Origin of the sequence: Ensifer sp., assembly GCF_031989085.1 — a bacterium.
Classification (GTDB): Bacteria; Pseudomonadota; Alphaproteobacteria; order Rhizobiales; family Rhizobiaceae; genus Ensifer.
Window position 1 is genome coordinate 2,091,875 of the sequence record NZ_DALZXU010000001.1, and the last position, 19,417, is coordinate 2,111,291.

The window sequence follows — 19,417 nt, forward strand, 5'->3', positions numbered from 1 at the left end:
AAACGTCCGGCCTTCGTGCCGCACGACCCTGATGGCGATCGCCACACCAAGACATTCAGCCAAACCAACGAGGACCGCATGGACACGATCATCGGCTTTCTGAACACGATTTTCTGGGGCTATGTCCTGATCTATGGCCTGCTCGCCGTCGGCATCTTTTTCACCATCCGGCTCGGCTTTCCGCAGATCCTGCATTTTGGCGAAATGTTCCGCGTCTTGAGCTCGGGCGGCTCCAAGGATGCCGCCGGCATCAGCCCGTTCCAGGCGCTGACCGTCAGCCTCGCCTCGCGTGTCGGCACCGGCAATCTCGCCGGCGTTGCAGTGGCCCTTTATCTCGGCGGCCCCGGCGCCACCTTCTGGATGTGGATGGTGGCCCTCGTCGGCATGGCGACCGCCTATGCGGAAAGCGCACTTGCCCAGCTCTACAAGGTCAAGAACGACAACGGCCAGTATCGCGGCGGTCCGGCCTTCTACATCGCCCGCGGCCTCAACGCGCCCTGGGCGGCGACGATCTTTTCCGTCTGCCTCATCCTCTCCTTCGGTCTGGTCTTCAACGCGGTCCAGGCCAATTCGATCGCCGACGCGGTCGAGGGCGCCTTCGGCGTTCCGAAGATCGCGGTCGGGATTGCCGTTGCCGCCCTTTCGGGCATCGTCATCTTCGGAGGCATCCGCCAGATCGCCCGGGTGGCCGAAATCGTCGTGCCGTTCATGGCTGGCGCCTACCTGCTGACGGCGGTCTGCGTGCTGATCGTCAACGCCTCGCTGGTTCCAGGCGTGCTGTGGACAATCGTTTCCAGCGCCTTCGGGCTGCAGGAAGCGGCTGGCGGCGTTGCCGGCGGCGTGACCGCCGCGATGATGAACGGCGTCAAGCGCGGCCTGTTCTCCAACGAGGCCGGCATGGGCTCGGCCCCGAATATCGCAGCCGTCGCCACCCCGGTTCCGCATCATCCGGCCTCGCAGGGCTTCGTGCAGTCTCTCGGCGTCTTCATCGATACCATCCTGATCTGCACCGCGACATCGGTGATGATCCTGCTGTCGGGCACGCTGGAGCCCGGCTCCGGCGTCACCGGAACACAGCTCACCCAGGCAGCGATGAACGCCCATATCGGCTGGGCGGGCAGCTACTTCATCGCCATCGCGATCTTCTTCTTCGCCTTCACCTCGATCATCGGCAACTATTCCTACGCCGAGAATGCGCTGACCTATCTCGGCGGCGCCAACCGGCTCGGCGTCACGCTCATGCGCTGCGCCGTTCTCGCCATGGTCGTCTGGGGTGCCTATGAGAGCATCGCCACCGTCTTCGATGCCGCAGACGCATCGATGGGCCTGATGGCGACGATCAACCTGATTGCCATCCTGCTCCTGTCCGGTACCATTGCCAAGCTGACGAAGGACTATTTCGCCCAGCGCAAGCAAGGCGTGGAACCGGTCTTCCATGCCGCCGACTACCCGGAACTGCAGGGCCAGATCGATAGCGAAATCTGGTCGCGCGACTAGGCGGACAGGGCCCCGGACCGGGTGCGCCGCCAATGGAGGGCAAGGCATGCACGGTTCGCTCCGGCCGATGATGCTGGCCAAGCGCTGCGGCACCTATCGGGAGCAACCGGCGCCGCTGTCGCTTGCCGCGCACGTGGAGTGCCTGTGGAGCCACAGCCTGCCGCAGGCACAGCCCGCGCCGATGGCGGTCGTTCCCGATGGCTGCGTCGACATCATCTGGTCGCAGCGGGGGCTCGTGGTCGCGGGCCCCGACCGGACCGCCGCCTTTCCCGTCATCGATCCGGGCACGACACTGGTCGGCCTACGGTTTCGCGCCGGCATTGCATCGTCCTGGCTGAGCGCGCCGCTCGGGGCGCTCACCGGCAGCGTCGTGCCGCTCGATGCTTTCTGGGGCGCCGCCGCCCGCCAGTTGCACCAGCGGATGATCGATGCCGAAAACACCGCGGCGCGGGCATCCATCCTGGCCGAGGCAGCAGTGCACAGGCTCGCTGCCGTCACGCACCCCCCTGCCGATATCGTCGCCTGCCTCGCGCAGTTGCGCCGCCGGCACCCGCCCGAAAGCGACAACCCGATCCGGCTGCTGGCGGAGACGACCGGAACAAGCGCGCGAACGTTGCGCCGCCATTGCCACGAACATTTCGGCTATGGCGCAAAAACACTCGAGCGCATCCTGCGCCTGCAGCGTTTTCTCGCTGCCTGCGCAGCCGACAAACAACCGGGTCTGACAGCACTGGCGCTTGATGCCGGCTATGCCGACCAGGCTCACCTGTCGCGCGAGGCGCGGGAACTGACCTCGCTGTCGCCGCGTGAAATTCGCGCCCAGCTCGCCGGCTGACAGGTCGCCAGCGAATTGGCCGTTTCGTTCAAGACGGATGCGACGGCCGATGCTATCCCTCGACGGCAACAGCAAGGGCGACGCGACGCATGACGACATTGGCGGCAAGGATCATCCACATCTCGATTACGCGTGACTGGCGCGACGTCTATGCCTTCATGGCCAGGCCGGAAAACATGCCGCTCTGGGCATCGGGCCTTTCCTCCGGCCTGACACCCGACGGCGCGGACTGGATCGCACCCGGCCCGCTTGGAAATGCGCGGGTGCGTTTTGCGCCAGACAACGCCTTGGGCGTCGTCGACCATCTGGTAACGCTCGAAAACGGCCTGACGGTGCACAATGCGCTGCGCGTCGTGCCGAACGGCGACGGCGCCGAGGTGATGTTCACGCTGTTGCGGCAGCCCGATATGAGCGACGAACAGTTCGCCGGCGACGCCGAATGGGTGGCAAGGGATCTCGCCACGCTGAAATCAATTCTCGAACAGAAAAACGACGGGACACATCATGGGTAACAAGGGCAACGATCGCCGCATCGACTATGTCGAGTTCAACGTTTCAAACATCGCCGCCAGCAAAAGCTTCTATGGCGGCGCCTTCGGCTGGACTTTCACCGATTACGGTCCGGAATACTGCGAATTCCAGGATGGGCGGTTGACCGGCGGCTTTACCACGACAGGTCCGGTCAGGGCCGGCGGACCGTTGGTCATCATCTATGCCGACGAACTGGAGGCGTCCTTGAACAAGGTCCAGGCCGCGGGCGGAAAGATCCTGCAGCCGATTTACGCCTTCCCCGGCGGACGCCGCTTCCATTTCGCCGATCCCGACGGCTACGAACTGGCCGTCTGGTCGGCAAACTAAGCCAATCCCCCTCGCCGGCCTCCACGCCCTGTGGACAGCCGGCGCAGGCACGTCGCCATTTTACCGCGACTTAATCTTTGCACCCCAAGATTGCGCGCGAAGAGAGATCGCGGCAAAGGGTGCTGGGCAATGTCTTGCGAATACGAGTTTCTGCGCAATTCCGTCATCATCGGCGCCCATCCCGACGACGAACTCCTGTGGTTCACCTCGATCCTGAAAAAGGTCGACGAGGTCATCATCCTCTATCGCGACATCTGGTCGGAGCCGCAAATGGGCCAGGCGCGCGTTGCCGCGATCAAGGCCTACCCGCGCGACAATGTCCGCTTCCTCGAGATGGAGGAAACCGGCTCATTCGACTGCGCCGACTGGACGACCCCCAGACCCGGCCCTTTCGGCATGGAGTTCGGCACCGAGGGGACGCGGCGCGAAGCCAAGCGCGTGGTGAAAAAATCGCTGTCGCAACTGATGCCTGGCAGTTTCCGCCACTCGACGCGGCCGATCGCCCAGGCTTATCGCGACAACTACGAAACGCTTTACCGCACCTTGCTGCCGCTGCTGAAACCCGACATGAACGTCTTCACCCACAATCCCTGGGGCGAATATGGCCACGAGGATCACGTGCAGGTGTTTCGCGTGCTCGACCGGCTGCGCGACGAAATCGGCTTCAAGCTGTGGATGTCGAACTATTGCACCGAACGTTCGATGCCGCTGGCCATGCAGTATTTCAGCCGCAAGCCCGTCAACTACATCCGGATGCCGGCCGACAAGGCCTTTGCCGAGGAGGTCGCCGCCGTCTATCGCGACAATGGTTGCTGGACCTGGCGCGACGACTGGATCTGGTTCGATGACGAATGCTTCATGGAGGCCCCGCGCAGCAAGCCCGAGGGCAACGGCTTTCACCTCCTGCCGATGAACCTGTTCAACTTCGGAACCGTCGTGCGCCGGCCGGTCAGCGCGCCGCTCATTCTGGGTGCGGCCCTTTCGAGCGTCGTCGTCGGCGCCACCATCGCCGCAGCGCTGGAATGACAAAGGCCGCGTCGTTGGACGCGGCCATTTTCCAGAATTGCCGTATTTCTCGGTCTGCTTTTGGGCTTTGCCCCTCACTGTCCTGCCGGACATCTCTCCCCGCTGGCGGGGAGAGAAACGCTGGCGGCCCGGGCACCGCCCTACGGCCTATGTTGATGCCTGCCGAGCGCTCGCTCGTTGTTGCCTTCTCCCCGCGCGCGGGGAGAAGGTGCCGGCAGGCGGATGAGGGGCAATCCGCGGCGTAACAGCCTCGCGCGCCTTACTCGCCCCCACCCAGCGAATGAACGAACACGGCAAGCTGCTTGACCGTGGTGTCGCCAAGGCGCGGCAGCCAGGCGGGCATGACGCCGTGCTTGGGTGCCTTCATCTGCGCGATGATCGCCTGCTCGCTCGAACCGTTGAGCCAGAGCGCGTCGGCAAGATCGGGCGCGCCGAACTCGCGGTTGCCCTTGGCGTCGGCACCGTGGCACGAGGCGCAGTTGGCCTCGAACAGCGCCTTGCCGGGCTCGACCAGCGCCGCATTCGACGGCGTGCCAGTCAGGCTGACGACGTAGGCGGCAGTCTGCTTGATCTCTTCCGGCTTGAGGATCTCGGTGAACGACGGCATTTCAGAGACGCGGGTCTCGTCATCGCCGGCATAACGAATGCCATGTGCCACCGTCTGGTAGATCTCTTCGGGCTTGCCACCCCACAGCCAGTCGTCGTCATTGAGGTTGGGGAACCCGGCCGAACCGGCCGCGCCCGAACCGTGGCACTGGGCGCAGTTGACCTTGAAGGCCGAGGCGCCGGCTGCAACCGCGAACTGGTGAAGCTGCGGATCGGCGATGATCTGGTCGAGCGAGCTTGCGGCGATCTTTTCCAGATTGCCCGCCTGCGCCGCCTTGGCGTCGGCAAGCTCGACGCTGAGCTCACCCCGGCTGGAGTAGCCGATCACGCCCTTGGTCGCATCGGTCAAAAGCGGCACCGCCGGATAGACGATCATGTAGCCAACCGCCCACACGATGGTGGCGTAGAAGGTATAGACCCACCAGCGCGGCATCGGGTTGTTGAGCTCGCGGATCCCGTCCCATTCGTGGCCAGTGGTCTCGACGCCGCTGATCTCGTCGACGTGTTTGTCCGCCATTATCAGTCCTCCTTCAGGGGGATGGCTGCGGCATCTTCGGCGGCCTTCTTGGCGCCGGGCCGGAACATGAAAGCAACGACACCCAGGAAAAAGAGGGTCATGGCAAGGAGCGCCCAGCTGTCGGCAAACTGCCGCATGGCGGTGTAGGTTTCCATGTCCGTGCCTCCTCAGCGATAGCCGGTTGTGTCGTCATAGGTGGAGAAGTCGACCAGCGTGCCGAGCATCTGGAGATAGGCGACGAGCGCGTCCATCTCGGTCAGCTTCTGCGGATCGCCATCGAAATCGCCGAGCTTCGCCTTGGGGTAACGCGCCTCGACACCCGACGTGTCCGCGTTCGGATCGGCCTGCGCCTTGATGTCGGCCGTCGCGTTCTCGATCATCTCGTCGGTATAGGGCACGCCGACGGCCCTGTTGGCCTTCAGCTGCCCGGCGACGGTCCTGATGTCGAGTGGCGTCGACTTGAGGAACGCATAGCTCGGCATCACCGATTCCGGCACCACCGAGCGCGGCTCGATCATGTGCTGGACGTGCCACTCGTTGGAGTAGCGGTCGCCGACGCGGGCGAGATCCGGACCGGTGCGCTTGGAACCCCACTGGAACGGATGATCGTACATCGACTCCGCCGCCAGCGAGTAGTGACCGTAGCGTTCCACCTCGTCGCGGAACGGACGGATCATCTGGCTGTGACAGACGTAGCAGCCTTCGCGCACGTAGATGTCGCGGCCGGCGAGCTCCAGCGGCGAATAGGGCCGCATGCCTTCCACCTTCTCGATGGTGTTTTCGAGATAGAACAGCGGCGCGATTTCAACGATTCCGCCGATCGAGACGACGAGAAGCGAGCCGACGAGAAGCAGTGTCGCGTTGCGCTCGAGCGTGGCGTGTTTGTCGAGAATGGACATTGTCTATGCCCTCCTATTCCGCAGCCTTGAGCGCGGGCGTCGCACCGAAGATCGGAGCTTCGTCGCGCACGCGGCCAAGGATGGTCATTGTTACGTTGAAGGCCATGAGCAGAGCGCCGGCGAGGAACAGGGCACCGCCGAGTGCGCGCAGCACGTAGTAAGGCAGCATGGCCGCGACCGATTCCGCGAAGGAATAGACGAGGAAACCCTGGTCGTCGTATTCGCGCCACATCAGGCCCTGCTGGATGCCGGCGACCCACATGACGGCGGCGTAGACGACGATGCCGAGCGTGGCGAGCCAGAAGTGCCAGTTGACCATGCGCACGCTATAGAGCCGCTCGCGGTTCCACAGCTTGGGCGTGAGATAGTAGATGGCGCCGAAGGTGATCAGGCCGTTCCAGCCGAGCGCGCCGGAATGCACGTGGCCGATAGTCCAGTCCGTATAGTGGCTGAGCGAGTTGACCGTCTTGATCGACATCATCGGACCTTCGAAGGTCGCCATGCCGTAGAAGGCGACGGCCATGACCATCATGCGGATGATCGGGTCCGTACGGATCTTGTCCCAGGCGCCCGAAAGCGTCATCAGGCCGTTGATCATGCCACCCCACGAAGGCATCCACAGCATGATGGAGAACACCATGCCCAGCGTCTGCGCCCAGTCGGGCAGAGCGGTGTAATGCAGGTGGTGCGGGCCGGCCCAGATGTACATGAAGATCAGCGACCAGAAGTGGATGATCGACAGACGGTAGGAATAGACGGGACGGTTGGCCTGCTTGGGGATGAAGTAATACATCATGCCGAGGAAGCCGGCCGTCAGGAAGAAGCCGACGGCGTTATGCCCGTACCACCACTGCGTCAGCGCGTCCTGCACGCCGGCAAACGCCGAGTAGCTCTTGGAGCCGAGGAACGACACCGGGACCGCCAGGTTGTTGACGATGTGCAGCATCGCGATGGTGACGATGAAGGCGAGGTAGAACCAGTTCGCCACATAGATATGCGGCTCCTTGCGCCGAAGCAGCGTGCCCATGAACACCGCGAGATAGGCGACCCAGACGATCGTCAGCCACAGGTCGACATACCATTCCGGCTCGGCATATTCCTTCGACTGGGTGATGCCCAGCAGGTAGCCGGTGGCCGCCATGACGATGAACAGCTGGTAGCCCCAGAACACGAACCAGGCCAGATTGCCGCCGAAGAGGCGAGCGCGGCTGGTGCGCTGGACGATGTAGAACGAGGTGGCGATCAGCGCGTTGCCGCCGAAGGCGAAGATCACGGCCGAGGTGTGCAGCGGCCGCATGCGGCCGAAATTGAACCACGGCTCGATATTGAGATCCGGAAAGGCCAGCTGGAGTGCAACCACGACACCCACGAGGAAGCCGACGACGCCCCAGAAGACGGTGGCGATGACGCCATACTTCACCACGTCGTCAGAATATTCCGATTGCGGTGCGGCCGCCCTGCCCGCCGCCGCCGGGCTGAAATCCAGGCGGCGCAGCATGACGATCGTGCTGCCGAGCAGCACGAAGAACAGCACCCACATATGGGCTTCAAACTGCCGGTCCTGCGCAAAACCCGCGCCCAGAAGCGCGAGGAATGCACCGATCCCGAGCAGGATCGTCTCGAAAGAGTATTTCATGGTTGGGTCCCCAACTTTATCCGATGCAGACGCGTGCGCACACCTGGAGGTGGCATGGCAGCGCAGCTTGCCGGAACGTGGCAGAATCGGGGCACGCGCACCTTGATTCAGATCAAGGCCGGCGGTGCCGACTTGCATCACCCTCAGAAAACAATGAGGGAGCGCCATAGGAGCTGGCGTCAGAACAGCATGAAGAGAACGAACGACAATGGCCGGATCAGGCCGTGGACCGGTCTGCCGCCGCGCCCGGCCCTTTCCGGCGAACCGCGGGCCCTGCTTGCACGGGCACATCAGGAGCAGCTTGCGCTCTGCAACAGCCTGGAAGAAATCGCCGACAGCCTGCCGGCCGACATCGACCGGCAGAAATGTGCCTATGCCGCCAAGATGCTGGAGCCGCTGATCCGCGAGCTGCACTCCGGCGAGGAAAGTGCGGTGTTTCGCTGGGTCGAACTCAACTGCGGCGACGACCCTTCGATCGCGGCAACGCTGGCGCGGCTGAAATACGAGCACTGCGAGGACGAGTGCTTTGCCGAGGAGCTGGCGGAAATGCTGGTCAAGCTGGGTACGGCCGACGAGCGAGTGAACGCGGAGACCGCCGGCTACATGCTGCGCGGCTTCTTCACCAACCTGCGCCGGCATATCGGCTTCGAGCAGGAATGTCTTCGCACCTTGCTGCCCGCCGGTTCGGAGATCGTATCGGCCGACCTCAACTGACGGCACGGCAACACCCGATCGCACCCGATTGCGGGAGCGATGCGATTGCGGGGTGAAACAATGGACGTTGAAAACAATAGAGCGCCGCGCGTCACATTTGGCGCGCGGCGCATTTGCGCGCTTCGCAACCGGGCGGCATGAACCGGATCAGGCGGCGATCGCCCGGCGCCGGTCCGCATGTTCCTGGATCACCAGGATCGCGCCGATGAGCTTGCCGGTGCTTGACATGCACGGCGTCAGCTTGCAGCGCACGACCACGGTGCGCCCCTCGACGGTCTTGGCAAAGGTGTAATCCACCACCTCGCCGGCGAAACAGCGATCCAGATAGTTCCGGACCCGCTGCTCGAAGCGCTGGATGCCGATGAATTCGACGATATGCCGGCCGATGAGATCCATCGGGCGGCTTTCGAGATGGCTGGCGTTGAGCGGATTGGTATAGAGGTAGCGATAATCGGGCGTGATCACCGCGATACGATCGGGAAAACTGTCGAGGATCGCCTCGTTGAGCAGCCCCTCGTCGGCCCGACCCTTGGTGGGTGACGCAGGCGTGCGCTCCAGCCGCAACTCCGCGGCGTTGACGGCGCCCGTGGCCGCGAAATAGCGATTGATCAGCGACTGCAGCAGTTGCGAATGGCGCAGCACGCAGGAAATGTCGTCCGCCTCGACGCGCAGGATATCGATCAGAAACTGGAACTGAAGGCGGGCATCCTCGACGCTCACGGCCTTCTCGTCATAGACGGACTTCAGGATAGGATCGAGTTCACGATCCAGAAGTCCGATCAGATGCTCATCTGCAGTACGTACCGCATACTGCAGTTGTGAATACTTGAACCAGAACAGCTCAATCAGTGCGTTCAATTCGAAACCCCAATTCCCCCACGGCATGAAGCCGCGCCGATGCACTCAATAAGACAGGCTTTGATGGTGTAGATGCTGATCCAGGCTCTGACGGCGTTCCCCCACCCCTCGCGAAAACCGCCTGACTTTGGCCACCCAAAGCGCTTGCAGTCTGTTCCCCGCGACACAAGCCAGAGTTTACACTCATTGCCGTGCCGTTCAACATCAGAAAGGAAAGCTTGCACGCACGAAGCGCTGTGAACGGCGCAAAGACACCGAATTTCGCCAACAAATGCTTTAAGCATAGACAAAAAATGGCGCCGCAGCCTTCCGGCCGCAACGCCCTTTTGGGGGTCGTCAGGAGAATCAGTCTTTCAGGTGGCGCTTGATGTGCCAGCGATCGTGATACCAGAGCCACTGGCCCGGATACTCGCGCACCCAGCTCTCGACCTTGTCGTTGAGTACCTGCGCCGTGGCATTGACGTCGACGGCGCCTTCAGCGTTGCGCGGGATCTCGATCGCCGGCTCCAGCTCCAGCCGGAAGCGACCGCCGGGCAACCGGACGCAGCGCGCCGGATAGACCTCGCAATTGAACTGGCGCACCAGCTTGGCGAGCAGCGGATTGGTCTGGACGTCCTGGCCGAAGAATTTCGTCTTCAGCCCCTTGCGGAACTTCTGGTCGACAAGCACGCCGACGCCGTTGCCGCGCTCGAGCTGGCGTGCCAGCGCAAAGGACGAGCCCGCATGCGACGGCACGAGATTGCCCATGCGCTCCTTGCGGAACTCGAACACCTTCTCGGCAACGTAAGGGTTGTTCGGCGGGCGGAAGAGCACGGTGACTTCGAGGCCGAAGGCCGAGCCTGCCACCGGCAGCATTTCGAAATTGCCGCTGTGGGCGGTAAAGACGATGAAGGGCCGCGGATTGTCGCGCAACTCGAGAAAGAGCGGCACGCCGGAGACTTCGACGCGGCCGGGCGTGGTCGCCTCGGGGTCGAAATCGAACAGCCGGTCGAGAAAGACATATTCGGCCGCCATGCGGCCCATATTGCCCCAGCTCTCCATGGCGATCGCTTCGATCTCGGCCTCGCTCTTTTCGGGAAAGGCGTTGCGCAGATTGGTCAGCGTCAGCGTGTGGCGGCTGGTCTTCGGACCGATGAAGCGCGCGACGCGATCCATGAAACGGATCGCGCCGTCGGCCGGAAACAGCTTCAGCACCGTCAGGAGCAGGAAGACGAATTGCGCGATCAGCCACTGCCGGAAATGATCCGCCGCCAGAACCAGCCGTGTGATCAGCATGCGCACGGTGGTCAATCCATCTTCAGGATGATCTTGCCGAAGATCTGGCGCGATTCCATCCGCTCCAGAGCCCGGTCGATCTCATCGAAGCCGACCTGCGTATCGATGACGGGATGCACCAGGCCCCGCGCCATTTTCTGCATGGCGTTGGCCATGTTTTCCATGCGGCAGCCGAAGGAGCCGAGCAGCTTCAGCTGCTGCTGGAACAGCATCATCAGGTTCATGTCGGTCGACACGCCCGAAGTCGAGCCACAGGTGACGAGACGCCCGCCCCGCTTCATGCAGAGCATGGAGCCGGCCCATGTGTCCTTGCCGACGTGTTCGAACACGACGTCGACGCCCTTCTTCTTGGTGAGCTTGCGCACGACGCCTTCAAAGCGATCGGTGCGGTAGTTGATGACGTGATCGGCGCCGAGCGCCTTTGCCTTCTCGATCTTGTCGTCGGAACCAACCGTGGTGATGACGGTGCAGCCGATCTTCTTGGCGAGCTGGATGGCTGCCGAGCCGATGCCGGAGCCGCCGGCATGAACGAGGATGGTTTCACCCGGCTCAAGCTTGGCGTTATCGAACAGCATGTGCTCGACCGTGCCGAAGGTCACCGGCGCAAGCGCTGCGGCAACGGCGTCGATCCCCGGAGGTGCGGGCACCAGCAGGCGCGCCGGCAGGTTGATCTTCTCCTGCGCAAAGCCGTCGAGGTGGAAGCCGTGCACGCCGCCCACATGTTCGCAGAGATTGTCGCGGCCTTCGCGGCACGGGCGGCAAAGGCCGCAGGTGCGCGCGCCATAGATCGACACGAGCTGCCCCGGCAGGACGCTCGAAACGCCAGGGCCGATCGCGTCGACGACGCCCGCTGCCTCGGCGCCGATGACCAGCGGCATCTTGCGCTTGGCGAACGCCATGCCGCGCCAGCCCCAGACGTCGATATGGTTGAGCGCGACCGCCTTGACGCGGAGCGTCACTTCGCCCGGGCCTGGCGCTTCCGGCTCGGGAATGTCGGTGATTTCGAGCTTGCGGTCATCGAGCAGTTGCAGGGCGCGCATGGTCTTTCCTCTGCCTAGTGTGGCATCAATTCGTCTGGAGTTTCTGCGGCGCGGCCCTTGCTCAAACCGGATCCGGTTTCACGAGGGACCACGCTGCAGGTCTAATGCGTTTCAGCATCCTTCGCGCGCCCTATCGGCGCGCGACGCTGTCGCCGCCGGCTTAGGCCGGCTCGGCGGTCATGACAAGGCTGGCGTTCTGTCCGCCGAAGCCGAACGAATTCGACAGCACCGCAGAAACCTGCTGGCTGCGCTTCACGTTCGGCACGACATCGAGCACGATGGCCGGGTCCGGGTTCTGGTAGTTGATCGTCGGCGGCAGAGTGCCGGTCAGCATCGTCTGGATCGAGAACACCGCCTCGACGGCGCCGGCCGCCGTCAGCGTGTGGCCGATCATCGACTTGTTCGACGAGACCGGGATCGACGGCAGATGCTCGCCGAAGACGGCCGACATCGACAGATACTCCATCTTGTCGTTTTCCGGCGTCGAGGTGCCGTGGGCGTTGATGTAGCCGATGCCGCCTTCGTCGATGCCGGCGTCGGCAAGAGCCGCGCGGATCGTCGCGATCGCAGGGCCACCATCGGGCGAGGAGCGCGTGCGGTGGAAGAGATCGGCCTTCTCGCCGCAGCCCTTCAGGATACCGTAGACGCGGGCGCCACGGGCAACAGCTGCTTCCAGCGATTCCAGCACCAGGGTCGCTGCACCTTCGGCGATGACGAAGCCGTCACGGTCCTTGGTGAAGGGCTTGGAGGCCTTTTCCGGCGGGTCGTTCTGGGTCGACAGCGCCGACAGCAGCGCGAAGCGGATGAGTGCCTCGGCGCTGACGGAACCGTCGGTCGCGACCGTCAGCGCGCGATCGGTGCGACCCTGGCGGATCGCCTCGACGCCGAGCTGGATCGCGGTTGCGCCCGAGGCGCAAGCGGTCGATAGCGTCACCGGCAGGCCGCGGGTGCCGAACCGGTCGGCAAGACGCTCCGAAATCGCGCCGAACAGCACGGCTTCATGGAACGCGGGATCGGCCTTCTCGCGCATCGCCGTCAGGAAACGGTTATAGGCGTCGCCCGGCTGGGTCGACGGCGGCGAACGGTCGGCGAGTTCGAAACGCGCGCTCCATTCCGGCTCGATCGGCGGGGCGGCGAGAAACAGCGGGCCGTTGAAATCGCCGGAAAGGCCGGCCTGCGCCAGGGCTTCGAGCGTCGTCTCGCGCGCCATCGCATAGGAACGTTCGACCGAGTTGGCGACCGGAACCTCGATGAAATCGACCATGCCGGAGATGCGCGTGTTGAGGCCGTCGGTCGGAAACCGGGTGATCTTGCGCACGCCGGAGACGCCACCGGTCAGCGCCGACCAGTTGTCCTCGAGGCCCTGGCCGAGCGAGGTGATGACGCCCATGCCGGTGACGGCGACGATCGGACGACCGAGATGATCCTTGTAAGCGTTGCTCATCAATCGTTCCTCTTATTCGGCCGAAAGGACCGCGACGCCTTCGCCGCGTGAATGACCGACGGTGGTCACGACCGCCGACCGGGCAGCCGCCGTCATCGGCTTTTCAAAGCTGGCATCGAAGGCCGGAACCTTGGCGCCGTGGCCGAGCGTGAGTGCCGCAAGCGCGAGACCTGCCGGAAACTGTGCCTCGATGCTGTGGCCGACCACGCCGCCATAGGCGCGCACCGGCGCACCGGCAAGCCTTGTCTGCAGGAAGGCCTTTTCGCTGCCGACGAGGTCATGCAGCCCCGAGGTGCCGGAAAAGACCACCGTCTGTGCCGGATCGAGCGTCTCGGCCGGTTTTGCAAGGTCTGCAAGGCGCGCTTCGAGCTTGCCGTCGGCGCGGCTGCCGCGGTCGCTGCCGATCGCGTCGATCGTCGCGTAGATGCGGGCGCCACGGGCCTCGGCGTATTCGCGCGATTCCAGCACCAGGAAGGCGCCGACCGACCCGGGGATCATGCCGCCGCCGTTTTCACGGCTGCGCGACCAGATCGGGTGCCAGTCGCCGGTCGCCTGGCCCTGGATCGCCTCGATCATCAGCATGATGTCCAGACGCTCGGCCGAGAACGCACCGCCGACCAGCGTATGCGTCGACTGCCCGGCCTTGATCCGGAAGAAGGCCGTTTCGATCGCGGAAATGCCGGCCGCCTCTTCGCCCATGAAGGTGCGCGACGATCCCGTCACCTTGTGGACGATCGAGATATTGCCGGCGAGAAGATTGGAGAGCTGGGCCAGGAACAGCGTCGGACGCAGCTCGGTCGTCAGCTTCTCGTTGAGCAACTGCTCACGGTCGTTGCGCTTCAGCGCCTCGTCGACGATCAGCGAATCGACATTGATGTCGCGCTCGCCACCGCCGGCAGCCACGATCATGTCCATGCTGCCGCAGGCGTCGAGATTGTCCTTGAGGCCGGCATCGTCGAGCGCGAGCCCGGCGGCGAACACGCCGAGGCGCTGCCAGTTTTCCATCTGGCGCTGGTCGCCACGCTTGGCGATCTGCTGCGACCAGTCGATTTCCGGCAGCGGATGCACGGGATAGGGCTTGAACTTTTCCGTCTCGACGCGTGCCGCCGGCGTCTCGGCCGCGCTCAAAAGCGCGATATGCGGCTCGACGCCGACCCCAAGGCTCGTGACGATACCGACGCCGGTGATCACCACGTCGTTTGCGGATTTGCTCATCTTCACTTCTCCGAAGCGGCGTTTGCCGCAATTGCCGCCATCAGGCCAACCTCGACGGCGCGCTTGCGCACGATATCGCCGAGCGGCACCTGATCGAACGGCATCGTCCTGAGTTTCAACTGTGCGTCACAGACCTTCTTGCCCGCCGACGTGATCTTCGCCTTGGTCACGGCAAAGCCGGAACCGTCATGCTCGAGGAAGGCTTCGATATCGAGTTCGGCCGAGGGCTCGACGAAGGTCCGCATCTTGGCACCATCGACCGACATCAAAAACGGCATCGCTGCGAAATTGGTCGCCGCCAGCACGAGAAATCCCGAAGCCTGCGCCATCGTCTCGATCAAAAGCACGCCCGGCACCAGCGGATAGCCTGGAAAGTGGCCCTCGAATACCGGGCTCTTTTCGGGAACGACGGAACGCGCCGTCAGCCGGCCAGCCGAAAGATCGACCGTTTCGACACGATCGATCATCTGGAAATATTCAAGGAGCATGGAGGCTCACCCCGTTGGTTTCGGGCTCAAGTAAAAACGCCAATGCCGCCTGTCAAGCGCAGGGCGCGACCGGCGGCATTGGAAATCGAGTGAAAAGGCTTGAACCTTGGCCCGATCAGGCCTTGGCAGCCCGCAGCTCGTCGATCTTGGCGCAGAGGTTCTTCAGCACGAAGTACTCTTCGGTCGAAACCTTGCCTTCGTTGACTTCCTGCGTCCACTGTTCCAGCGGAATCTTGATGCCGAATTCCTTGTCGATCGCAAAGACGATGTCGAGGAAGTCCAGGCTGTCGATGCCCAGATCGTCGATCGTGTGGCTTTCCGGCGTAATCGTCTCGCGATCGATCTCGCTCGTTTCCGCGATGATGTCGGCAACCTTGTCGAATGTAGCAGTCACGCGCATACCTCTTTATTATTTTATTCCGAGTCTCGGCGATCCTATAGGTAAATGCGCCGCAAAAGCCAATGGCCTTGATCGCAACCTTGGCGTTTTGAAATGCGGTGTTGCTAAACAGCGACCGAATGGCGGCCCCTGCCGCTCTGCAGATGGGCGTCGAAAACCGCCGCCACCGACCGGGCAAAGGGCCGCCCGCGCGCGGTCAGCCGGAAGATGCCGTCCTCGATCGTCGTCAATCCGTCCACATCCCTGGCACGAAAGAGCTTTGCCTCCTCGATGACGGCGCCGCCACCTGGAAATTCGCCGGAGACCTCGGCAAAGGAGAAGGAGAAATCGCACATGATCGAGGCGATGACCCGCGCCCGCAGCCGATCGTCCGGTGTCAGCCGGTAGCCGCGTATGGCGGCGAGACCCGTCTGCTCGGCCTGGCGCAGATATTCACCGGTTGCCGGCATGTTCTGGACATAACCTTGACGAAACTGGCCGATCGACGAAGCGCCGAGGCCGATCAGGGTTTCGGCACTGTCGGTGGTGTAGCCTTGAAAATTCCGGCGCAGGCGCCCTTCCCGGCTGGCGATCGCAAGGCTGTCATCGGGCTTGGCGAAATGGTCGATGCCAACCGCCTCGTATCCGGCGGCGACAAGCATCTCGGCGGCCCGGCTCATCTGATCGAAGCGCTCGACGATGCCCGGCAGGCTTTCATCCGGTATCATCGACTGGTGCTTCTTCATCCATGGCACATGCGCATAGCCGAAGAGCGCGACACGGTCGGGAGCAAGCGACGTCACCGCGTCGATCGTTGCCTCCAGCGACGGCAGGCTCTGATACGGCAGGCCGTAAAGCACGTCGCAATTGACCGAGCGCACGCCGCGTGCCCGCGACGCCTCGATCGCGTCGCGCGTCTGCTCAAAGGTCTGGATACGGTTGATCGCCTTCTGAACCACGGGGTCGAAGTCCTGGACACCGAAACTCGCCCGCGTCATGCCGATCGCCGCCAGCGCGTCGTGGCGCGCCTCGTCGAGATCGTTCGGATCCATTTCGACGCTGATCTCGCAATCACCAGAAAACGCGAAATGGCGTGCGAACGCCTGCTTGAGCGCGATCAGGTCGTCCGGCCGGAGCAAGGTCGGCGATCCGCCGCCCAGATGCAGCGCCGTGACCTTCGCCTGGCCGTTCACCCGCCCGCCAATCGCCGCGATCTCACGGTGCAAACCGTTCAGATAGGTCGCCACGGGCTCATAGCGCAGCGTCTGCTTGGTGTGACAGGCGCAGAACCAGCAGAGCCGGTCGCAATAGGGAACATGGGCATAAATCGACAGCGCCTCGCCCGGCTCGATCGCCGAAAGCCAGGTCTCGTATTCGCTGCAGCCAACCGCTTCGGAAAAATGCGGCGCGGTCGGATAGCTGGTATAGCGCGGCACCGGCTTTGCGTTCTTCAGGATCAGGTCGTCGTCCATCGATTTCTCCGTCTGGTTGACAACGGCATAGGACGCGGAGCGAAGGGCGGCTTTGATTTTGATCAAGTTGCCGAATTAACACGTTAAATTTGACAATCCGCAATTTCGCATGAGACATTGTTTCGCGCCTCCGGAATTAGCAGCTGTCAACTCTTGATTTAACCGCCCTCATCCTCTTTGGTCCTCCCAACAGACCCGATGCAGGGAAGAAAGATTTGCAGATCGTGACCGAACAACGCCGCAAGGATATCCACAATTCGGACATTCCATCCGTATGCGCTGCCTGCGAGGCGCGCCACGGCGGCGTTTGCGGCACGCTGAGTGCCGATCAGCTTCTTGACCTCAGCCGGCATTCCACCCGGCGCCGGATCGAGCCCGGCCGCGAGGTCGTCGGACAGGGCGAAATGACCGACAGCTACGCCAACATCATCTCGGGCGTCGTCAAGCTGAGCAAGGTGCTGTCTGACGGGCGCCAGCAGATCGTCGGCCTGCAGTTCGCGCCGGATTTCATGGGCCGCCCCTTCACCCGCGAAAGCGCACTGACCGCAGAAGCGGCGATCGACACCGACATCTGTTCGTTCCCGCGCAACGTCATGGAGCGGCTCGTGACAGAGGCGCCGGGGCTTGAGCATCGCCTGCACGAGCAGGCCCTGAAGGAACTGGATGAAGCGCGCGACTGGATGCTGACGCTCGGCCGCAAGACCGCGCAGGAAAAGGTGGCGAGCTTCCTCTATATCATCGCCACCCACATCGATCCGGAAAACGGCACGGCGACCGCCTTCGACCTGCCGTTGTCGCGCGCCGACATCGCCGACTATCTCGGCCTGACGATCGAGACGGTCAGCCGGCAGATCACCAAGCTACGCAAGGATAACGTCATCCGCATTGAAAACAGCCGGCATGTGACCGTTCCGAGCATGGACCGGCTGATGCATGTGGCCGGGATCGACTGAAGCATTTCCAGGAAAAGTGCGAAGCGGTTTTCCGTCCGGAAATGCGCAAACACGTTTCCGGAAAATGCGAAGCGGTTTTCCTCCCGAGGTGCTGGGACGGAATCGGCGGCGCTCTGCCGCGCTCAGCGCGTGATCACGATCCGCGTGTTGCTGAGGCCATGCTCGCGGGCAAGCGCAAAGAACTCCGCAGCATTGTTGGGGTGCAGCCGGACGCAGCCATGCGAGGCGGGCCGGCCCAGCCGCTTGACGTCATAGGTCGCGTGCACGGCATAGCCGCCATTGAAGAAAACCGCGTAAGGCATTGGCGCATTGTCATATTTTCGCGAGCGATGATTTCGCGAAAGCCACTTCGCCTTCCAGCTTCCCTTGGGGGTGACGTAACCCTTGCGGGCGGTGGAAACCTTCCACCGATACATCACCACGCCGTTTTCTTTCACGACCATGGTCTGGGAAGACAGGCTGATATTGGCAACGAGATTGGCAGCGCTCAGCGGCTGCGCGGGAAACTGCATCAGTGCGGCCATCAGCACAGTCACGAATACATGTCGCATGCTTCACTCTCCGCATGCGCACCCTGTCGGGCGCACACCGCTGCATCAGGTGGAACCAAACGTCAGCAGAGAATAGCCGTCCCGTAATGCTACAAGTTTAATACACATGGAAAGCAAAGTCTTAACGCCATTATCAACTTGTCGTGGATCGACGGTCTCAGACGATCAATTCATGGCGATCAGATCGTGGCGATCAAGGCAACCATCAAGGTCATCGCCGAACAGGCGCCATAAAAGACAGAAACGCCGGCATCGATGTCTTCACGTGTCGCCACGGAGCGACCCGGGCCGTTGATCATCGGCTCGCTCACCTTGACGCCGCCATAGATGCGCGGGCCTGCAAGCTGCAGGTCGAGCGCACCGGCCATGGCAGCCTCCGGCCAGCCGGAGTTTGGAGAGCGGTGCAGGCCATGGTCACGCAACGCCACCGCAAGCGCATCGGCAGCCGCCGGCCGGCCCCGTCGGAAAAACGCACCCGCCGCGATCAACAGGATCGACAGCCGTGCCGCCGGCAGGTTGGCGACATCGTCGAGCCTTGCCGATGCCCAGCCGAAATGGAGATATCGCGGCGATTTGTGGCCGATCATCGAATCGGCGGTGTTCAGCATCTTGTAGGCGAAAAGCCCAGGAAGACCGGCGACCGCATACCAGAAGGCGGGCGCAACCACGCCGTCGGAAAAATTCTCGGCAAGGCTTTCGATTGCCGCCCGGCAGACGGCGGGCGCATCGAGCGTCTTCGGATCGCGCCCGACGATCATCGACACGGCAGCACGGCCGCCATCCAGCCCGTCCCGACGCAAACCGTCCGCAACGCGCAGGACATGATCGCCGAGGCTTTTTTGCGCCAGGAACACCGCGACGACGACGATCTCCAGCAGGTAACCGATGAGGCCGAGGAGGCCGAACGCCTTGTGCAGGATCGCGCCCGCAGCGACGCTTGCGAGCAGCAGCAGGCCGATCGTCAGCACGCCGCGAAGCTTCAACGCGGAGGGCTTCAGCGCCTGGTGCCGGTTGAGGGCGCCATCGAAGGCGGCGATCGCCTTGCCGAAATAAACGACCGGATGCGTCAGGCGCGACCAGAGCCAGTCCGGGTCGCCGACGAGACGGTCGAGCAGCAGCGCGGCGACGAGAATGAGAAGGATTTCGCTCGACAC

At 63.1% G+C, this 19,417-nt stretch carries 21 protein-coding genes; 7 read left to right on the forward strand and 14 right to left on the reverse strand.

The features are described 5' to 3' along the window. Nucleotides 1–78 precede the first annotated feature (78 nt). The 5 genes from RTP54_RS10170 to RTP54_RS10190 all read left to right on the forward strand — a co-directional run bounded on the left by RTP54_RS10170 (nucleotide 79) and on the right by RTP54_RS10190 (nucleotide 4,216). A complete protein-coding gene (locus RTP54_RS10170; protein WP_312362337.1) occupies nucleotides 79–1,497 on the forward strand; it encodes a sodium:alanine symporter family protein in 1,419 nt (472 codons plus the stop codon). Nucleotides 1,498–1,543: 46 nt separating this feature from the next. Next, nucleotides 1,544–2,332: a helix-turn-helix domain-containing protein gene (locus RTP54_RS10175; RefSeq protein ID WP_409517097.1), complete on the forward strand. Its 789-nt coding sequence runs from the start codon at nucleotides 1,544–1,546 to the stop codon at nucleotides 2,330–2,332. Nucleotides 2,333–2,421: 89 nt separating this feature from the next. Then, nucleotides 2,422–2,844 carry an SRPBCC family protein gene (locus RTP54_RS10180; protein ID WP_312362338.1) on the forward strand — a complete coding sequence of 141 codons (423 nt, stop codon included), beginning with the start codon at nucleotides 2,422–2,424 and terminating at the stop codon, nucleotides 2,842–2,844. After that, entirely contained in the window at nucleotides 2,837–3,190 is a 354-nt protein-coding gene (locus tag RTP54_RS10185; protein ID WP_112815641.1) for a VOC family protein, read from the forward strand. The genes RTP54_RS10180 and RTP54_RS10185 overlap by 8 nt, the downstream gene beginning before the upstream one ends. 129 nt (nucleotides 3,191–3,319) lie before the next feature. Then, entirely contained in the window at nucleotides 3,320–4,216 is an 897-nt protein-coding gene (locus RTP54_RS10190) for a hypothetical protein (protein ID WP_112810143.1), read from the forward strand. Between the two features lie 259 nt (nucleotides 4,217–4,475). Here RTP54_RS10190 and ccoP read toward each other — a convergent pair whose 3' ends face one another. From ccoP to ccoN, 4 genes are read right to left on the reverse strand one after another with little or no spacing between them, the layout of a single operon-like run. Next, nucleotides 4,476–5,339, reverse strand: a complete 864-nt coding sequence (gene ccoP / locus RTP54_RS10195; RefSeq protein ID WP_112815642.1) for a cytochrome-c oxidase, cbb3-type subunit III — start codon at nucleotides 5,337–5,339, stop codon at nucleotides 4,476–4,478. Between the two features lie 2 nt (nucleotides 5,340–5,341). Beyond that, nucleotides 5,342–5,494 (reverse strand): cbb3-type cytochrome c oxidase subunit 3, encoded by a 153-nt coding sequence (locus RTP54_RS10200; RefSeq protein WP_112810145.1) that lies wholly within the window; start codon nucleotides 5,492–5,494, stop codon nucleotides 5,342–5,344. A 12-nt stretch (nucleotides 5,495–5,506) separates the two neighbouring features. Beyond that, nucleotides 5,507–6,238 carry a cytochrome-c oxidase, cbb3-type subunit II gene (ccoO, locus tag RTP54_RS10205; RefSeq protein WP_112810146.1) on the reverse strand — a complete coding sequence of 244 codons (732 nt, stop codon included), beginning with the start codon at nucleotides 6,236–6,238 and terminating at the stop codon, nucleotides 5,507–5,509. 13 nt (nucleotides 6,239–6,251) lie between these two features. Then, complete coding sequence (gene ccoN, locus RTP54_RS10210) at nucleotides 6,252–7,874, reverse strand: cytochrome-c oxidase, cbb3-type subunit I (RefSeq protein ID WP_112810147.1); 1,623 nt, start codon at nucleotides 7,872–7,874, stop codon at nucleotides 6,252–6,254. A 189-nt stretch (nucleotides 7,875–8,063) separates the two neighbouring features. On the opposite strand from ccoN, the gene RTP54_RS10215 reads away from it, so the two are divergent. Beyond that, nucleotides 8,064–8,588 carry a hemerythrin domain-containing protein gene (locus tag RTP54_RS10215; protein WP_112810167.1) on the forward strand — a complete coding sequence of 175 codons (525 nt, stop codon included), beginning with the start codon at nucleotides 8,064–8,066 and terminating at the stop codon, nucleotides 8,586–8,588. A 147-nt stretch (nucleotides 8,589–8,735) separates the two neighbouring features. Here RTP54_RS10215 and RTP54_RS10220 read toward each other — a convergent pair whose 3' ends face one another. The 8 genes from RTP54_RS10220 to hemN all read right to left on the reverse strand — a co-directional run bounded on the left by RTP54_RS10220 (nucleotide 8,736) and on the right by hemN (nucleotide 16,759). Further along, nucleotides 8,736–9,446: a PAS domain-containing protein gene (locus RTP54_RS10220; RefSeq protein WP_112810168.1), complete on the reverse strand. Its 711-nt coding sequence runs from the start codon at nucleotides 9,444–9,446 to the stop codon at nucleotides 8,736–8,738. Nucleotides 9,447–9,791: 345 nt separating this feature from the next. Further along, a complete protein-coding gene (locus tag RTP54_RS10225; RefSeq protein WP_112810169.1) occupies nucleotides 9,792–10,721 on the reverse strand; it encodes a lipid A biosynthesis lauroyl acyltransferase in 930 nt (309 codons plus the stop codon). Between the two features lie 11 nt (nucleotides 10,722–10,732). Continuing rightward, nucleotides 10,733–11,761: a zinc-binding dehydrogenase gene (locus tag RTP54_RS10230; protein WP_077503817.1), complete on the reverse strand. Its 1,029-nt coding sequence runs from the start codon at nucleotides 11,759–11,761 to the stop codon at nucleotides 10,733–10,735. A 160-nt stretch (nucleotides 11,762–11,921) separates the two neighbouring features. Further along, nucleotides 11,922–13,205: a beta-ketoacyl-ACP synthase gene (locus tag RTP54_RS10235; RefSeq protein ID WP_112810148.1), complete on the reverse strand. Its 1,284-nt coding sequence runs from the start codon at nucleotides 13,203–13,205 to the stop codon at nucleotides 11,922–11,924. Nucleotides 13,206–13,217: 12 nt separating this feature from the next. Beyond that, the gene (locus RTP54_RS10240; protein ID WP_112833542.1) at nucleotides 13,218–14,420 is read right to left on the reverse strand and encodes a beta-ketoacyl-ACP synthase; all 1,203 of its coding nucleotides are present in this window, start codon (nucleotides 14,418–14,420) and stop codon (nucleotides 13,218–13,220) included. A 2-nt stretch (nucleotides 14,421–14,422) separates the two neighbouring features. Beyond that, nucleotides 14,423–14,908: a 3-hydroxyacyl-ACP dehydratase FabZ family protein gene (locus RTP54_RS10245; protein ID WP_112810150.1), complete on the reverse strand. Its 486-nt coding sequence runs from the start codon at nucleotides 14,906–14,908 to the stop codon at nucleotides 14,423–14,425. A gap of 115 nt (nucleotides 14,909–15,023) precedes the next feature. Then, nucleotides 15,024–15,308, reverse strand: coding sequence for an acyl carrier protein (locus RTP54_RS10250; protein WP_112810151.1), 285 nt, complete (start codon nucleotides 15,306–15,308; stop codon nucleotides 15,024–15,026). A 104-nt stretch (nucleotides 15,309–15,412) separates the two neighbouring features. Continuing rightward, on the reverse strand, nucleotides 15,413–16,759 hold the full coding sequence (hemN, locus tag RTP54_RS10255; protein WP_312362352.1) for an oxygen-independent coproporphyrinogen III oxidase: 1,347 nt from the start codon (nucleotides 16,757–16,759) through the stop codon (nucleotides 15,413–15,415). Between the two features lie 215 nt (nucleotides 16,760–16,974). Here hemN and RTP54_RS10260 point away from each other — a divergent pair, with 215 nt between their 5' ends. After that, nucleotides 16,975–17,712 carry a Crp/Fnr family transcriptional regulator gene (locus RTP54_RS10260; RefSeq protein ID WP_112810152.1) on the forward strand — a complete coding sequence of 246 codons (738 nt, stop codon included), beginning with the start codon at nucleotides 16,975–16,977 and terminating at the stop codon, nucleotides 17,710–17,712. Between the two features lie 122 nt (nucleotides 17,713–17,834). Here the strand turns inward: RTP54_RS10260 and RTP54_RS10265 are convergent, their stop codons facing one another. Continuing rightward, nucleotides 17,835–18,236: a L,D-transpeptidase gene (locus RTP54_RS10265; protein ID WP_312363232.1), complete on the reverse strand. Its 402-nt coding sequence runs from the start codon at nucleotides 18,234–18,236 to the stop codon at nucleotides 17,835–17,837. Between the two features lie 206 nt (nucleotides 18,237–18,442). Beyond that, nucleotides 18,443–19,417 carry an adenosylcobinamide-phosphate synthase CbiB gene (cbiB, locus tag RTP54_RS10270; protein WP_312362355.1) on the reverse strand — a complete coding sequence of 325 codons (975 nt, stop codon included), beginning with the start codon at nucleotides 19,415–19,417 and terminating at the stop codon, nucleotides 18,443–18,445.

Coding starts and splice junctions, on each gene's coding strand:
- RTP54_RS10170 (WP_312362337.1), top strand. CDS start 79: ATGGACACGATCATCGGCTTTCTGAACACGATTTTCTGGGGCTATGTC.
- RTP54_RS10175 (WP_409517097.1), top strand. CDS start 1,544: ATGCACGGTTCGCTCCGGCCGATGATGCTGGCCAAGCGCTGCGGCACC.
- RTP54_RS10180 (WP_312362338.1), top strand. CDS start 2,422: ATGACGACATTGGCGGCAAGGATCATCCACATCTCGATTACGCGTGAC.
- RTP54_RS10185 (WP_112815641.1), top strand. CDS start 2,837: ATGGGTAACAAGGGCAACGATCGCCGCATCGACTATGTCGAGTTCAAC.
- RTP54_RS10190 (WP_112810143.1), top strand. CDS start 3,320: ATGTCTTGCGAATACGAGTTTCTGCGCAATTCCGTCATCATCGGCGCC.
- ccoP (WP_112815642.1), bottom strand. CDS start 5,339: ATGGCGGACAAACACGTCGACGAGATCAGCGGCGTCGAGACCACTGGC.
- RTP54_RS10200 (WP_112810145.1), bottom strand. CDS start 5,494: ATGGAAACCTACACCGCCATGCGGCAGTTTGCCGACAGCTGGGCGCTC.
- ccoO (WP_112810146.1), bottom strand. CDS start 6,238: ATGTCCATTCTCGACAAACACGCCACGCTCGAGCGCAACGCGACACTG.
- ccoN (WP_112810147.1), bottom strand. CDS start 7,874: ATGAAATACTCTTTCGAGACGATCCTGCTCGGGATCGGTGCATTCCTC.
- RTP54_RS10215 (WP_112810167.1), top strand. CDS start 8,064: ATGAAGAGAACGAACGACAATGGCCGGATCAGGCCGTGGACCGGTCTG.
- RTP54_RS10225 (WP_112810169.1), bottom strand. CDS start 10,721: ATGCTGATCACACGGCTGGTTCTGGCGGCGGATCATTTCCGGCAGTGG.
- RTP54_RS10230 (WP_077503817.1), bottom strand. CDS start 11,761: ATGCGCGCCCTGCAACTGCTCGATGACCGCAAGCTCGAAATCACCGAC.
- RTP54_RS10235 (WP_112810148.1), bottom strand. CDS start 13,205: ATGAGCAACGCTTACAAGGATCATCTCGGTCGTCCGATCGTCGCCGTC.
- RTP54_RS10240 (WP_112833542.1), bottom strand. CDS start 14,420: ATGAGCAAATCCGCAAACGACGTGGTGATCACCGGCGTCGGTATCGTC.
- RTP54_RS10245 (WP_112810150.1), bottom strand. CDS start 14,908: ATGCTCCTTGAATATTTCCAGATGATCGATCGTGTCGAAACGGTCGAT.
- RTP54_RS10250 (WP_112810151.1), bottom strand. CDS start 15,308: ATGCGCGTGACTGCTACATTCGACAAGGTTGCCGACATCATCGCGGAA.
- hemN (WP_312362352.1), bottom strand. CDS start 16,759: ATGGACGACGACCTGATCCTGAAGAACGCAAAGCCGGTGCCGCGCTAT.
- RTP54_RS10265 (WP_312363232.1), bottom strand. CDS start 18,236: ATGGCCGCACTGATGCAGTTTCCCGCGCAGCCGCTGAGCGCTGCCAAT.